The following is a 13,870-nucleotide window of genomic DNA, read 5'->3' as shown; positions in this document are numbered from 1 at the left end:
CTCACCCTCTGCGGCCGAGCGGGGCCATGAGTTCCTTGGCGATCCTGCTCACCGGCTCCCCCTCCGCCTGCAGCACCCGGGCCTGCTCGGTGATGCGGATGGCGTTCATCAGCTGGTCCACGGTGTGCACGCCGCCGTGTTCGCGGGACCGCTCGAAATGCCGGATGAGCTCCTCGAACCGGCTGTCCGCGTCCTCCCCGAAGTGCGCCTTGACCATCGCGGCCAGCCGCTCGCCGGTGGGCGTCTCGAGCTCCAGGGGGATGCACCGGCGCAGCAGCGGGAGGGGGAACTCGCGCTCCTGGTTGCTGGTGATCACGATGACGGGGAACGCATGGCAGAGCACCTTCCCCTGCCGCACGGTGACCGGGCTGCCGTCGTCGCAGAGCAGGTCCACCTCCGGCACCTGGTCGGCGATGCGCTCCAGCTCGGGGACGGTGAACTGGCCCTCCTCCAGCACGTTGAGGAGGTTGTTCGGCAGATCGATGTCGCTCTTGTCCAGCTCGTCGATGAGCAGGACGCGCGGCCGCTCGGAGGGCAGCAGCGCGGTGCCCAGCGGGCCGAGGCGCAGATACTTGCCGATCCCGTGGTCGGTCCGGTTCTCGCGGCGGACGGTGCCGTCGTCCCGGTCGGCCATCTGCGCCATCTGCAGGTCCTGCAGCCGGCCCAGGGCGTCGTACTGGTAGAGGCCGTCGCGCAGGGTGCTGCTGCTGACGATGGGCCAGCGCAGGACGCGGCCCAGGTTCAGTTCGTACGCCAGTGAGTGGGCCAGTGTGCTCTTGCCGGCGCCCGGCTCGCCGGTGACGAGGAGGGGACGGCGCAGGTACAGGGCGGCGTTGATCCGGCCGAGGGCGTCGTCGCCCAGATGGTCGTTGCGGGTGTGGCCCTGCGAGACGCCGAGCTTGCGCAGCGAGTAGGGCTCGATCGGCGCGGCGTCGGGTCCGCCGGGTTCGCCGTCGAACTGCCGCCAGGGGGGCGGGTCCTGTAAGTCGTCGACGGCGTCGTGGGGATCACCGGTGCCCCGGAATATCAGCCAGTCGCTCATCTACGAACTCCTCGTCCTCTGCAACGCGGCATCAGGCTGTACGGCGGATCGGGCGGGTCGTGGCGGTGCGGTTCGTGCACGGGCGGGGCAGCGGGGGGACCGGGGCCGGACAGCCGCCCGGAGGAGAGGACGTGCGCGGGCGGCGGACCGGTGAAGGACGCGCCAGCCCAGCGTCTGCCCTGCGGCCGACCGCTGACAAGTCGTTTGCTGGACATGCCGCAGCACGGCCCCGCCGGGTTGCGCCCGTCCGCCCCGTTCACGCCGTCTCCAGCGGGTTTACGAAGCCGCGCGGCAGCGGATTGGACGGGTCCTCGTACAGCAGCACACCGCAGCCCCCGAGGGAGTGCGGGCTGATCCCCCCGGCGCGCAGGGCCCGCAGCCGCTCGGGGAGGGCGCGCGGATCGGCGGGTGACTGCTCGATGGCGCGGGCGGCGTCCGCCAGGAAGATCTCGCATCCGCGGTGGCAGGGTCCCTCGGGATGGCCGTCGGTGCGCCAGAAGGCCACTGGGAAGCCGGTGTCGAGCAGCCAGTCCACCAGCGGCCCCTCGGCGGTACGGGCGCCCGGCGCGTGGCACAGCACGGGGACGGCGTGGCCGTCCAGCGACTCCAGCTCGTCCAGGCGCGCGTGCTGCGGGGTGACGTGGACCGGCTGGAGGCGGTGGCTGTTCAGCATCTTGACCCAGCGCCGGTCCAGGTTGGGGTCCAGTCCGTCGGCGCGGGTGGCGTCGCGCACCACCACGGGCCGGCGGCCCGCGGCGGGCCGCAGCCGCGCGCCGCGGCGGCGGGAGACCGGCAGCCGCCAGGTGTGCACGGGGTCCGCCAGCCGGTCGGGCGGCAGCGCCACCTCGAGCCGCACCGGGCCCTCGGCCCCGCTGGCGGCGTCCGCGGCCAGCAGCGGGTCGCCGAGGCGCTCCAGTACGGCCCGGGTGGCCGCCTCGAAGGACACCCCGCCGGCGCGCTGGTCGCCGGTGACGGACCGCCATTCGCCGTCGCCGTAGCCGCGCCAGATCGACCAGTTGAAGGTGTCGGAGGGACCGGTGCCGTCGGCGGAGTAGTACAGCGGCTCGATGCTCACCAGCAGGCTCGTCGGCACCCGCCCGCCCGGCTCGGACGGATCGCGGTCCTCCGCGCGCAGCTCCATCGCCAGCTCCTCCCGCGCCCAGGACGCCAGGCGTCGCGCCACCACATGGCCGGAGTCGTCGGCGAGCACGGCCGCCGCGACCAGCTTGAGGTAGTGCACCGCGCCGCGGAACTCGGCGTAGTTCTCCTGGTAGATCTCCCCGAGTCCGTCCCGCCAGCTGTGCACCAGCAGGCTTCCCTCCGGGCGGTCGCGCATGCCCAGCGCGTCGTACACCAGGCGCTCCACCTCGGCGGGCGACGCGGCCGGCGGCAGTCCGGCCAGCAGGTGCATCGCCTTGAGCCGGTGCTGGACGTGCCAGAGCCGCGGGCCGGCGTGGCGCAAGTGGCGCTGGTAGTCGACCCAGGTGGCGCCCGGGCGGGACTGCCGCTTCCAGTGCCAGCGGTCGTGCCTGCGGATCAGTTCGTCGTACGGGTCGTCCCCCAGGCCCGGGTCGGGGAAGACGGCGTCCTGCCTGGTCAGCATGCGCAGACCGGTGAGCGGGACGGCACCGCCGCCGGGGCGGTCGCGGTAGCGGCCCTTGGTGATGCCGACGACCTCGCCGCGGTCGCGGTCCAGGACGGGGCCGCCGGACATGCCCTTCTCCAGCTTCGGCACCTCGGTGCCGATGGTCTGGGCGACGCCCACCATCCCGCCGGGGACGCTGACCAGCTGGATCGCGGCGGCCCCGGTGCCTCCGCCCTCCGGGTGCGCGAGCCTGCCGAGCACCGCGGCGCGCTCGGGGTAGGCGAGCGAGCGGTCGCCGAGCCAGGCGCAGGGCTGGTCGGGTATCTCCTCGGAGAGCCGTACCAGGGCCACGTCCGCCCGGAACGGCGGGCGGGGGCAGTACGCGACCCGGGCCCGTACCGGCTCCCGCCGGCTCGACAGCACCACGCCGATCTCCTCGCCGGGGCCGAGGCCGTGGGTCTCGCCCGTACCCGGGATGAACAGGTGCGCGCAGGTCAGCACCCAGCCGGGGGCGACGAGTACGCCGCTGCCCCACAGCTGGTCGTCCGCCGCGCCGGGGGCGGCGCGGATGCCCACGGTGGTGCGGTGGGCGTACCGGATGAGCTCGGCCTCCGCGTCCTCGGGGGACATGCCGGGGCGGGTCATCTACTGCCCGCCCGGGGCGGCGGGGCGGCCGGCTTCGCCGGTCGGGGGGCTGCCGTCGCCGGGGGCGGGGCGGCCGGTCTCACCGGAGGGTGCCGCGGAGCCGCCGCTCCCGTTCCAGGTCAGGGTGATCGACAGGTTCGTCCCCAGCTGCCCGTCGGCCAGCAGGGCGACCGCGCCGCCCGCCTTCACGGCCATCTCGACGCCGAACGTCACGCTCACCTCGTCCGGCGCGACCGCCTCCGTCGCGGCCCGCACGGAGGCCGCCACGCCGGAGACGATGCCGTCGAGGCCGCGCACGCGGCGGCGCAGGGTGTCCCAGACCGAGACGTCCTCCAGGTCCCCCGCGCCGGTGGGGTCCTCCTCGGGCTCCTCGCCGGGCTGCGGGGGAAGGACCCCCACCCGGGCCCAGATCTCCGTGCCGTCCGGCAGGACGACCCGCTCCGGAACGCTCTCCATGCGGCCGCCCCCCAGCTTCCCCCGGCATCACAAGTCGCTTGGCCCCCACGACAGTTGTCGATCGATCAGGTTAACGCGCATCCTCACCCGAAGGCGAGGTATCACCCCGAACGGGGGACCGCGCCCAGGGACCGCCGCCCGGCGGGCGCCTCGGGGAGTCCCGGCGCCGCCAGGGCTCCTATCCTGGGCCTCAGCACATCCCCACCCCTTGCGGAGCACACGTTGTATTTCACCGACCGAGGCATCGAAGAGCTCGAGAAGCGCCGCGGCGAGGAGGAGATCACCTTCGCCGAGCTCGCCGAGCAGCTGCGGACCTTCGTGGACCTGAACCCCGACTTCGAGGTGCCCGTGGAGCGGCTGGCGACCTGGCTGGCGCGGCTGGACGACGACGAGGACGACGAGTAGGCGACGCCCGGCGCAGTGGCATGACCCACAGCCGCTTCCCTCCCGCGACGCCGCGATATATCGTGAATAGCGCAGGGACGCGATACAGCGCGTCCCCTCACCCGTAGGGAGGCCGCGGATGCCCAGCGAGCAGTTCCTGGCGGAGCCGGCGACGCTCACCTTCGAGCCGCCGGTCGACGCGCTGAAGGTCCGCCTCGTCAGCGGCGCCGTCAACGTCGTCGGCAGCCCCGAGGGCGGCGCCCGGCTGGAGGTCAGCCGGATCGAGGGGCCGCCGCTGCGGGTGGCCGTCGAGGACGGCACGCTCACCGTGGCGTACGAGGACCTGCCCTGGAAGGGCTTCCTGAAGTGGCTCGACCCCAAGGGGTGGAAACGGCGCGCCACCGTCACCGTCACGGTGCCCGCGTCCGCACGGGTCGAGGTGGGCGTCGTCAACGCCGCGGCCGTCGTGTCGGGCGTCGCGGGGGCGGTCGACGTCCAGGGCGTCAGCGGTGACATCACCCTGGTGGGGTGCTCCGGCGACGTACGCGCCGACACCGTCTCCGGGCGGCTGGAGGCGCAGGCCGTGAGCGGGGAGCTGCGCTTCAACTCCGTCTCCGGCGAGCTGACCGTCGTCGACGGCCGCTGCGGGCTCGTCCAGGCCGACTCGGTCTCCGGGGACATGGTCGTCGACCTGGTGCCCGCGGCCCGCGCCGCCGAGGTCACCCTGAGCACCGTCTCCGGGGACGCCGCGCTGCGGCTGCCCGGGAGCGCGGATCTGGAGGTCGAGGCGAACACCGCCAGCGGCTCCGTGTCCTGCGCGTTCGACAGCCTGCACGTAGGCGGCTCGTGGGGCACCAGGCGCGTCAGCGGGCGCATCGGGGCGGGCAGGGGCAAGGTGCGGGTGAACACCATGTCCGGCGCCGTCGCCCTGCTGCGCCGGCCACCCCAGGACGACCCCGACGACGCCCCTGCGAACGAGAAGGTGCTCTAGCCATGGCTCCCGTCTTCGCCCACGGCCGGCTCCGGCTGTATCTGCTCAAGCTGCTCGACGAGGCGCCGCGCCACGGCTACGAGGTGATCCGGCTGCTGGAGGAGCGCTTCCAGGGCCTGTACGCCCCCTCCGCCGGCACCGTCTACCCGCGCCTGGCCAAGCTGGAGGCCGAGGGCCTGGTCACCCACACGTCCGAGGGCGGGCGCAAGGTGTACTCCCTCACCGACGCCGGCCGCGCCGAACTGGCCGACCGCCAGGACGAGCTGGCCGAACTGGAGCTGGAGATCCGCGAGTCCGTCTCCGAGCTGGCCGCGGAGATCCGCGCCGACGTCAGCGGCTCGGCGCGCGATCTGCGCCGGGAGATGCGCCAGGCCGCCCAGGAGGCCCGTACGGGCGCGAAGTCCGGCGCCAGGTCCGGCGGCTGGGACGTGCTGGGCGGCGAGAAGGAGGCGTGGCGGCAGGCCAAGGAGGAGCTGCGCCGCGCGAAGCAGGAGTGGAAGGAGCAGGCCCGGCGGGCCAAGGAGGACGCCCGGCAGGCGAAGGCCGAGGCCGACGAGGCGCGGCGGGCGATGAAGGAGGCCCAGACCGAGTCCCGGGAGGAGATGCAGCGCATCGCGCGGCGGATCCAGGAGGAGGTGCAGGCCCGCGCCAAGTCCGGTGACTGGCAGGGCGCCTTCCGGGAGGGGATGGCCGAGTTCACCCGCGAGATGGGCAACTTCGCCGGGCGTTTCACCGGTAACGCCGCACCGGCCCCGGCGGCACAGGCGCCGGGCGGCCCGGCGGCGAACCCGCCCGGCCCACCCCCGGCCGCCCCGTCGCCGTCGTACGTCAAGCCCGATCCGGCCGACCTCCCCGACTGGGCCACGGCGGAGGACTCCCCCGCCGAGCCCGCCCGCGAACTGGAGCGCCTGCTCGACCGGTTCCGCGACGACGTACGGGACGCGGCGCGCGACCACGGCGTCTCCGCGGAGCAGCTGCGCGACGCGCGGCGGCATCTGTCGACGGCGGCGGCGCACATGGTGGCGCTGCTGCGCGCCCAGCCGCCGAAGGAGTAGCCAAACGGCTGCCCTGGGCCCCCACGCGGGGGCCCAGGCAGCGCCCTACGACGCCTGCGCCCGCCCGCCCAGCGCCTGCTCAACGGCCGTGTACGTCACGCCGTTCTCGCCGAGCACCTCCCCCGCCACTCCCGGCCCCGACACCAGGGCCAGCAGCAGGTGTTCGCGGCCGATGTGCTTGTCGCCCCGGCCGAGGGCCACCCGCAGCGAGCGCTCGAGCACCTTCTTCGCCTCGCCGCTGAAGCGGCCGCGCCGGCCGCCGGAGCGCTGCGGGCCCAGCGCGCCCGGGCCGTGCGCCCGTTCGACGGCGCCCACGATCTCCTCGACGTCGATCCCGATCTCCGCGAGGGCGGCGGCGTCCGCCCGCGAGATGCCGGCCCGGCGGCGCGCGGCGTCCAGATCGGCCCGGATCCTGTCGCGCCGCTCGGGCTCGGCGAGCAGCGGCAGGCCCTCCTGCCGCAGCAGCGCGCGCAGCAGGTGCTCCTCGGTGACCTGCCGGTCCCCCGCCTGCTCAGCGGCCTCGTTGGCCCCGCGCACCACGTCCCGAGCGGCCTGCGTGAAGCGCTCGAACATCACGACCTCCCATGCTTCTTGTGCACCGCCTGCCGGCTGACGCCGAGCTCGGCGGCGATCTCCTGCCAGGACCAGCCCTGCGCGCGGGCGCTGCGCACCTGCACGGCCTCCAGCCGCTCCAGGAGCTGTCGCAGCGCCACCACGGCACGCAGCCCCACGCGGGGGTCGCGGTCGCCGGCGCGTTCGGCGAGATCGGTTGCCTCGGTCATAACTGTCAACTTAGGTTGACAGGACGCGCCTGTCAACCCGAGTTGACAGGCGAGGGACGGAAAAGGCCCCGCGCCCACCCGGCGCGGGGCCCACCAACCCGTACGAGCACTACGGGGTCGTCAGCACGACCTTCCCGAACAGCTCGCCCTCCGCCATCTTCTCGAAGCCCTCGCGCGCCCGGTCCAGCGGCAGCACGCTGTCGATCACCGGCCGTACGCCCTTCGCGGCGCAGAAGCTGAGCAGCGACGCGAGCTCCTCCTTGCTGCCCATCGTCGAGCCCACGATCTTCAGCTCCAGGAAGAAGATGCGCTGCAGCTCGCCGGACGGCGGGGTGAAGCCGCTGGTCGCACCCGAGATGACCAGCGTGCCGCCGGGCCTCAGGGACTTGATGGAGTGCGACCAGGTGGCCGCGCCGACCGTCTCCAGCACGGCGTCGACGCGGCGCGGCAGCCGCTCGCCGGGCGCGAAGGCGGCCTCCGCGCCGAGTTCGACGGCGCGCCCGCGCTTGCCCGCGTCCCGGCTGGTGGCGAACATCCGCAGACCGGCCGCCGCGCCCAGCACGATCGCCGCGGTGGCGACGCCGCCGCCGGCGCCCTGCACCAGCACGCTGTCGCCGGGCCGGACACCCGCGTTGGTGAAGAGCATCCGGTACGCCGTGAGCCACGCGGTCGGCAGGCACGCGGCCTCCTCGAAGCTCAGCTCCTTCGGCTTGGGCAGCACGTTCCAGGACGGTACGGCGACGCGCTCGGCGAACGTGCCCTGGTAGCGCTCGGTCAGGATCGAGCGGGGCTCACCCGGGCCGACGCCGTGCCCGGTCTGGCCGATGACGGAGTGCAGGACGACCTCGTTGCCGTCGGCGTCCACGCCGGCCGCGTCGCAGCCGAGGATCATCGGCAGCTGCTCGTCGGTGATGCCGACGCCCCGCAGCGACCACAGGTCGTGGTGGTTCAGGGAGGCGGCCCGGACGTCGATCACCTGCCAGCCGGGCGGTACGACGGGCTCCGGGCGGTCCCCCAACTCGAGGCCGTTCAGCGGCTGGTCACGGTCGATGCGGGCGGCGTAGGCAGCGAACATGCGACGACGCTACGCCGCGACACCCCCGGGTCACCAGGCAGCACGCCCAGAAGGGACGCACGTCACCGCATGGACGGAGTCTTGCCTATACGCCCGTACTAGACATGCGTTTAAGACATCCGTATAGTTCTGTTCGGCAGCCCGGACGCACCGCGGCCGGGGGCCGGGTTTCACGGCCTTTCAGGGTCGCGCCGCCCGCTGAAACCGCGCTGTGGCCGTCCTGAAAACGGCCGGGCGCACGCTCTGGGAGTACGAGGACGACGACACGGCCCGGCACGGGCGGTGCTACGGGAGGGGAACACGATGGCCACCACCACTCAGGCGATCAGGCGGCACGCGGCGGCGTTCGCACGCTTCGTCGGGCTGGGCGGCGGCGTCACGCTCGCCTCCTCCACCGCCCTGGTCCTGCTCTCGCAGTGGCTGCCCTTCGCGGCGGCCAACGCGCTCACCACGGTCGTCTCCACGGTCGCCGCCACCGAGCTGCACGCCCGCTTCACCTTCGGCCACGGCCGGCCGGACCTCGCCAAGCACCTGCAGAGCGCGGCCACCATCGCCGTCGGCTGGGTGGCCACCACCGGCGCGGTCGCGGCGCTGCACGCGGCGTCCCCCGGCGCGGGCGTGGTCCTGGAGCAGACCGTCTACCTCTCCGCCACGGCCCTCATCGGCCTCGCCCGCTACGTGGTCCTGCGGCTGGCGGTCTTCACCGACCGCACCCCGGAGCCCACGGCCCTGGCGAACGCACCGCAGGGCGGCGCGAGCCGCCGCGAGGCGTACCACGCCGCGGCGTGAGACACGGAAGCCGAAGGGGCCGGTCCGTTCGGACCGGCCCCTTCGGGCTGCTTGCGTGACCTCGGAGAACCTCTTACGGGTCCTCAGAGGACCTTGGAGAGGAACGCCTTCGTCCGGGCGTGCTGCGGGTTCGTCAGCACATCACGCGGGTGGCCGGACTCCACGACCACGCCGCCGTCCATGAAGACCAGCGAGTCGCCGACCTCCCGGGCGAAGCCCATCTCGTGGGTGACGACGACCATCGTCATCCCGGACTCCGCCAGGTCGCGCATGACGTCCAGGACCTCGCCCACCAGCTCCGGGTCGAGCGCCGACGTGGGCTCGTCGAAGAGCATCAGCTTCGGCTCCATGGCGAGCGCCCGCGCGATGGCGACGCGCTGCTGCTGGCCGCCGGAGAGCTGCGCGGGGTAGCTGGCCGTCTTGTCGCCGAGGCCCACCCGGTCGAGCAGCTTGCGCGCCCGCTCCCGGGCGACGGCCTTCGACTCGCCCTTGACCTGGACCGGCGCCTCCATGACGTTCTCGATCGCCGTCATGTGGGGAAAGAGGTTGAAGCGCTGGAACACCATGCCGATGTCCTTGCGCTGCGCCGCGACCTCCTTCTCCTTCATCTCGTAGAGCTTGTCGCCCTTCTGCCGGTAGCCGACCAGCTGCCCGTCGACGTACAGCCGGCCGGCGTTGATCTGCTCCAGGTGGTTGATGCACCGCAGGAAGGTCGACTTGCCGGAGCCGGACGGACCCACCAGGCAGAACACCTCACGGGGGGCGACCTCCAGATCGATTCCCTTGAGGACCTCCACGAGACCGTAGGACTTGTGGACGCCCTCCGCCTTCACCATTGCCGTCATCGGGCTGCCCTCCCGGTCAGGCTCTTCTTGATCTTCTGCCAGGGGGTCGGCGGCAGACTGCGCACCGAGCCCTTGGCGTAATGCCGCTCGATGTAGTACTGGCCGATGCTGAAGACGCTGGTGAAGAAGAGGTACCAGATCGCCGCGACGAAATACATCTCGATCACGTTGAGCGACTCGGACGAGATCGTCTTCGCCACCTGCGTCAGCTCCGTGTACGTGATCACGGAGGCCAGCGACGAGGTCTTCAGCAGGTCGATGAACTGGTTGCCGGCCGGCGGGATGATGACCCGCATCGCCTGCGGCAGCACGATGCGGCGCATCGTCTTGCCGGAGCTCATGCCGAGCGCGTGCGACGCCTCGGTCTGACCCTCGTCGACGGACTGGATACCGGCCCGCACCACCTCCGCCATATAGGCGGCCTGGTTCAGGCCCAGACCGAGCAGCGCCGCCATGAACGGCGTCATGAACTCGGTCATCTCGTCCTTGTAGATCGGACCCAGGTTGAGCACCGGGAAGATCAGGGCGAGGTTGTACCAGATCAGCAGCTGCAGCAGCACCGGGGTGCCGCGGAAGAGCCAGATGTAGCCGTTGGCGAAGAGCGAGACCACCGGGTTCTTCGACAGCTTCATCACGGCCAGGACGATGCCCAGCACCATGCCGATGATGAAGCTCAGCACGGTGATCTTGAGCGTGTTCAGCCCGGCGTCGATGAACCGCTCGGAGAGCAGGTACTCGGGGATGTCGCCCCACGCGAGATCGGCGTTGGCGAACGCCATCCCGAGCAGGATCAGCAGCCCCAGCACCACCACGGCGCTGACCCAGCGCCACGGGTGCCGCACCGGGATGGCCTTGATGGCCTCCGGGGGCGTCGGAGCGGAGCCGGTCTTGGTGACTCCGGGTCCGCCCGGCGGAGTGTCGGACGGACCCATCGCGTACTTGTCAGTCACAGGACTTGCCTTCGAGAGACGCGCGGATTACTCGGCGCCGCCGTTGACGACGGCCTTGTCCACGCCGCCCTGCGTGACGTTCCACTTCTCCAGGACCTTGGCGTACTCGCCGTTGGCGATGATCGCGTCCAGCGCCTTGGAGACGGCGTCGCGCAGCTGCGCGTTGTCCTTGGTCACGGCGATGCCGTACGGGCCCTCGTCGATCTGCTCGCCGACGACCTCGAAGTCGTTGCCGCCGCCGGAGGTCTTCGCGTTGTACGCGGCGACCGGGAAGTCGTTCAGGTCCGCGACCGCGCGACCCTGCTTGACCTGCAGCAGCGCCTCGGTGTCGGTGTCGAACGTGAGGGTCTTGATCTTGTCCGAGGCGCAGGCGTCCTTGTTGGCGGCCGCGGCGACGTCGGCGGAGACCGTGCCGCGCTGGAACGCGATGGTCTTGCCGCAGAGGTCCTCGACGGACTTGATGCCCTCGGGGTTGCCCTTCTTGGCCAGGATCGAGACACCGGCGTTGAAGTAGTCGACGAAGTCGACCTTCGCCTGGCGCTCCTTGGTGTCGCTCATCGCGGACATGATCACGTCGTAGCGACCGGTGTCCAGCGACGGGATCAGGTTGTCGAAGGTGCCGTTCTCGAACTTGAAGTCGACACCGAGCTCCTTGCCGATGGCGGCGGCGATGTCCACGTCCACACCGGTCGGGGTGCCGCCCTGGTCGAACTCCATCGGGGCGTAGTTGATGTCCGAGCCGACCTTGACGACGCCCGCGTCCTGGATCTTCTTCGGCAGGTTGTACGCCGAGGCGGAGGCGGTCGAGTCCTTGGTGCCGGAGTCGCCGCTGTCGTCCGTCTGGTCACCGCAGGCGGAGAGGACGAGCGCGCCCGCTGCCGCCAGTGCTCCGACGGCTGCCAGTCGCGACTTCGCCGTGGGAATGCGCCGGGTGGTCCTTGCGGTCATGCTGGTTCCTCCTGCAGTGCGTGAGGGGGGTGGCCCGTAGTGGCACTCGACCACGCGAGTGGGGGTCGAGCCCGTGTGTGATTGAGGGCATCTTTACATCCGGAGGCGAACCCTCAGCGGCGCACCCGCATCAAGATCCGATAACGGGCGGTTCGCCGGAAGCTTCCCACCAGCCCCATTACAAGGCGGCGCCCGCCTCGGCGGGGTCCGTAAGAGACGTAGATCACGGAACAGAATTCACTTGTCAGGCCAGAATATGACAAATAGGACAACGAGTGACAGTTGTCCTGCGCCAACCGGGACAGGCCACACCCCCCGGGGACCGCCCCTTAACCCGATCCGGGTCGCCAGCTGTAGCAATCTTGCGGTAGACAGGACCCTTACACCCCTCATCCGGGGCCAGGACGCGTGTGCGGCGCGTCCGCGCGTCCGTCACCCACGGGCCTCAGCCGACACCCGAGGCCTCGCAGCGGACGCCGTGCCCGCCCCACCTCCGCAACCAGGAGGTGGTCACCCTCGACAAGTTTTGACTAAGGGGTCAATACAGTGGCAGCGGAGATCGTCAACCCTCCCAGCGATACGAACGAGTCCGATTCCGGGGACGAGTTCTTCGATCCGGCGTTCGCCCTCCACCGCGGCGGCAAGATGGCCATCCAGGCCACCGTCCCGGTGCGGGACAAGGACGACCTGTCCCTCGCGTACACGCCGGGCGTGGCCAAGGTGTGCAGCGCCATCGCCGAGCAGCCGGAGCTGGTCCACGACTACACGTGGAAGTCCCAGGTCGTGGCCGTGGTCACCGACGGCAGCGCGGTGCTGGGGCTCGGGGACATCGGCCCCGAGGCGTCCCTCCCGGTGATGGAGGGCAAGGCCATCCTCTTCAAGCAGTTCGGCGGGGTCGACGCGGTGCCGATCGCGCTCGACTGCCGTGGGGTCGACGAGATCGTCGAGACGGTGGCGCGGCTCGCCCCGTCCTTCGGCGGCGTCAACCTCGAGGACATCGCGGCCCCGCGCTGCTTCGAGATCGAGCGCAAGCTGCAGGAGCGCCTCGACATCCCCGTCTTCCACGACGACCAGCACGGCACGGCCGTCGTCACGCTGGCGGCGCTGCGCAACGCCGCGAAGCTGTCCGGGCGCGGGCTCAGCGAGCTGCGCGCGGTGATCTCCGGCGCGGGCGCGGCGGGCGCCGCGATCGCCAAGATCCTGGTCTCGGCCGGCATCGGCGACGTCGCGGTCTCCGACCGCAAGGGCATCGTCTCCGCGGACCGCGAGGACCTCAACTCCGCCAAGCGGGAGCTGGCGTCCCTGACGAACAAGGCCGGGCTCACCGGCTCGCTCGAGTCGGCCCTGGCCGGCGCGGACGTCTTCATCGGCGTCTCCGGCGGTACGGTCCCGGAGCAGGCGGTGGCGTCGATGGCGCCGGGCGCGTTCGTCTTCGCGATGGCCAACCCGAACCCGGAGATCCACCCCGACGTGGCGCACAAGTACGCCGCGGTCGTGGCCACGGGCCGCTCCGACTTCCCGAACCAGATCAACAACGTGCTGGCCTTCCCCGGCATCTTCGCCGGCGCCCTCCAGGTCCGCGCCTCGCGGATCACCGAGGGCATGAAGCTCGCCGCGGCCGAGGCGCTCGCGGAGGTCGTCGGCGACGACCTCCGGGCCGACCACGTCATCCCGTCCCCGTTCGACGACCGGGTCGCCCCCGCCGTCGCGGCGGCGGTAGCGGCCGCGGCCCGCGCGGAGGGCGTGTCCCGCCGCTGACCCCTGCGCGGGGTCCGAGGGCCACGGCCCCCGGACCCCGGGCTGTCGTCCCCCCACCCCCCGCCGGCGCCTACGGCGCGCTTCGGGCTCCGCCCGAAGTCCTCAAACGCCGGACGGGCTGAAACGGGGCACCGCCCCACAGCCCACCAGGCACAAGGGCACAGGGCACACCCCAGCCCGGCCGACGCCTGAGGCCGAGCGCCGCCAGGCGCGACGCGGGCGCAGCGCCGACAACGCCGGTGACCAGGCAACAAGGGGCGGAGGCCACTCCCAGCCCGTCCGGCGCTTGAGGACGAGCGCCGCAGGCGCGACGCGGGCGCAGCCCGCAAAGGGGGCCCGGGGGCGAAGCCCCCGCAGCGCAACGCAACATGCAGCCCGGCCGGCGTTTGAGGCCGAGGCGCGCAGCGCCGACAACGCCCGCCGCCAGGCAACACGGCGGAGAGCCCAAACCAGCCCGGCCGGCGTTTGAGGCCGAGCGCCGCCAGGCGCGACGCGGGCGCAGCCCGCAAAGGGGCGCCCTGCTGGCCGAGTGGGACCGCTGCCGGTGGGTGTGGAACGAATGCGT

The 13,870-nt window shown here is 72.3% G+C and carries 14 protein-coding genes; 5 read left to right on the top strand and 9 right to left on the bottom strand.

The window, feature by feature from the left end; all coding sequences use genetic code 11:
• Position 1: 1 nt before the first annotated feature.
• The 3 genes from AB0M28_RS31020 to AB0M28_RS31010 form a co-directional block, all read right to left on the bottom strand.
• Positions 2 to 1,042: a MoxR family ATPase gene (locus tag AB0M28_RS31020; protein WP_365412406.1), complete on the bottom strand. Its 1,041-nt coding sequence runs from the start codon at positions 1,040 to 1,042 to the stop codon at positions 2 to 4.
• Between the two features lie 256 nt (positions 1,043 to 1,298).
• Complete coding sequence (locus AB0M28_RS31015; RefSeq protein WP_365412404.1) at positions 1,299 to 3,257, bottom strand: trypsin-like peptidase domain-containing protein; 1,959 nt, start codon at positions 3,255 to 3,257, stop codon at positions 1,299 to 1,301.
• A gap of 15 nt (positions 3,258 to 3,272) precedes the next feature.
• Complete coding sequence (locus AB0M28_RS31010) at positions 3,273 to 3,728, bottom strand: CU044_2847 family protein (RefSeq protein WP_365412402.1); 456 nt, start codon at positions 3,726 to 3,728, stop codon at positions 3,273 to 3,275.
• Positions 3,729 to 3,950: 222 nt separating this feature from the next.
• Here AB0M28_RS31010 and AB0M28_RS31005 point away from each other — a divergent pair, with 222 nt between their 5' ends.
• The 3 genes from AB0M28_RS31005 (at position 3,951) to AB0M28_RS30995 (ending at position 6,158) form a co-directional block, all read left to right on the top strand.
• Positions 3,951 to 4,133, top strand: coding sequence for a DUF6104 family protein (locus tag AB0M28_RS31005; RefSeq protein ID WP_365412400.1), 183 nt, complete (start codon positions 3,951 to 3,953; stop codon positions 4,131 to 4,133).
• A gap of 118 nt (positions 4,134 to 4,251) precedes the next feature.
• Positions 4,252 to 5,103: a DUF4097 family beta strand repeat-containing protein gene (locus tag AB0M28_RS31000; protein WP_365412398.1), complete on the top strand. Its 852-nt coding sequence runs from the start codon at positions 4,252 to 4,254 to the stop codon at positions 5,101 to 5,103.
• 2 nt (positions 5,104 to 5,105) lie between these two features.
• Entirely contained in the window at positions 5,106 to 6,158 is a 1,053-nt protein-coding gene (locus AB0M28_RS30995; protein WP_365412396.1) for a helix-turn-helix transcriptional regulator, read from the top strand.
• Positions 6,159 to 6,203: 45 nt separating this feature from the next.
• Here the strand turns inward: AB0M28_RS30995 and AB0M28_RS30990 are convergent, their stop codons facing one another.
• From AB0M28_RS30990 to AB0M28_RS30980, 3 genes are all read right to left on the bottom strand, one after another.
• Positions 6,204 to 6,731 carry a Clp protease N-terminal domain-containing protein gene (locus tag AB0M28_RS30990; protein ID WP_365412394.1) on the bottom strand — a complete coding sequence of 176 codons (528 nt, stop codon included), beginning with the start codon at positions 6,729 to 6,731 and terminating at the stop codon, positions 6,204 to 6,206.
• Entirely contained in the window at positions 6,731 to 6,940 is a 210-nt protein-coding gene (locus tag AB0M28_RS30985; protein WP_365412392.1) for a helix-turn-helix domain-containing protein, read from the bottom strand. The genes AB0M28_RS30990 and AB0M28_RS30985 overlap by 1 nt, the downstream gene beginning before the upstream one ends.
• A 109-nt stretch (positions 6,941 to 7,049) precedes the next feature.
• A complete protein-coding gene (locus tag AB0M28_RS30980; protein ID WP_365412390.1) occupies positions 7,050 to 8,015 on the bottom strand; it encodes a zinc-binding dehydrogenase in 966 nt (321 codons plus the stop codon).
• 303 nt (positions 8,016 to 8,318) lie between these two features.
• Between AB0M28_RS30980 and AB0M28_RS30975 the strand changes: the two genes are divergently transcribed.
• Complete coding sequence (locus tag AB0M28_RS30975; protein WP_365412388.1) at positions 8,319 to 8,804, top strand: GtrA family protein; 486 nt, start codon at positions 8,319 to 8,321, stop codon at positions 8,802 to 8,804.
• An 83-nt stretch (positions 8,805 to 8,887) separates the two neighbouring features.
• Here AB0M28_RS30975 and AB0M28_RS30970 read toward each other — a convergent pair whose 3' ends face one another.
• From AB0M28_RS30970 to AB0M28_RS30960, 3 genes are read right to left on the bottom strand one after another with little or no spacing between them, the layout of a single operon-like run.
• Positions 8,888 to 9,649 carry an amino acid ABC transporter ATP-binding protein gene (locus AB0M28_RS30970; RefSeq protein ID WP_365412386.1) on the bottom strand — a complete coding sequence of 254 codons (762 nt, stop codon included), beginning with the start codon at positions 9,647 to 9,649 and terminating at the stop codon, positions 8,888 to 8,890.
• Positions 9,646 to 10,599: an amino acid ABC transporter permease gene (locus tag AB0M28_RS30965; protein ID WP_365412384.1), complete on the bottom strand. Its 954-nt coding sequence runs from the start codon at positions 10,597 to 10,599 to the stop codon at positions 9,646 to 9,648. Before AB0M28_RS30965 ends, AB0M28_RS30970 begins: the two co-directional genes overlap by 4 nt.
• Positions 10,600 to 10,626: 27 nt before the next feature.
• Complete coding sequence (locus AB0M28_RS30960; protein WP_365412382.1) at positions 10,627 to 11,547, bottom strand: ABC transporter substrate-binding protein; 921 nt, start codon at positions 11,545 to 11,547, stop codon at positions 10,627 to 10,629.
• 546 nt (positions 11,548 to 12,093) lie between these two features.
• Between AB0M28_RS30960 and AB0M28_RS30955 the strand changes: the two genes are divergently transcribed.
• Entirely contained in the window at positions 12,094 to 13,305 is a 1,212-nt protein-coding gene (locus tag AB0M28_RS30955; RefSeq protein WP_365412380.1) for an NADP-dependent malic enzyme, read from the top strand.
• The last annotated feature ends 565 nt before the right edge of the window (positions 13,306 to 13,870 follow it).

It is taken from the genome of Streptomyces sp. NPDC051940 (assembly GCF_040680895.1).
Taxonomy (GTDB): domain Bacteria; phylum Actinomycetota; class Actinomycetes; order Streptomycetales; family Streptomycetaceae; genus Streptomyces.
This window is presented reverse-complemented; position numbering and strand designations above follow the sequence as displayed.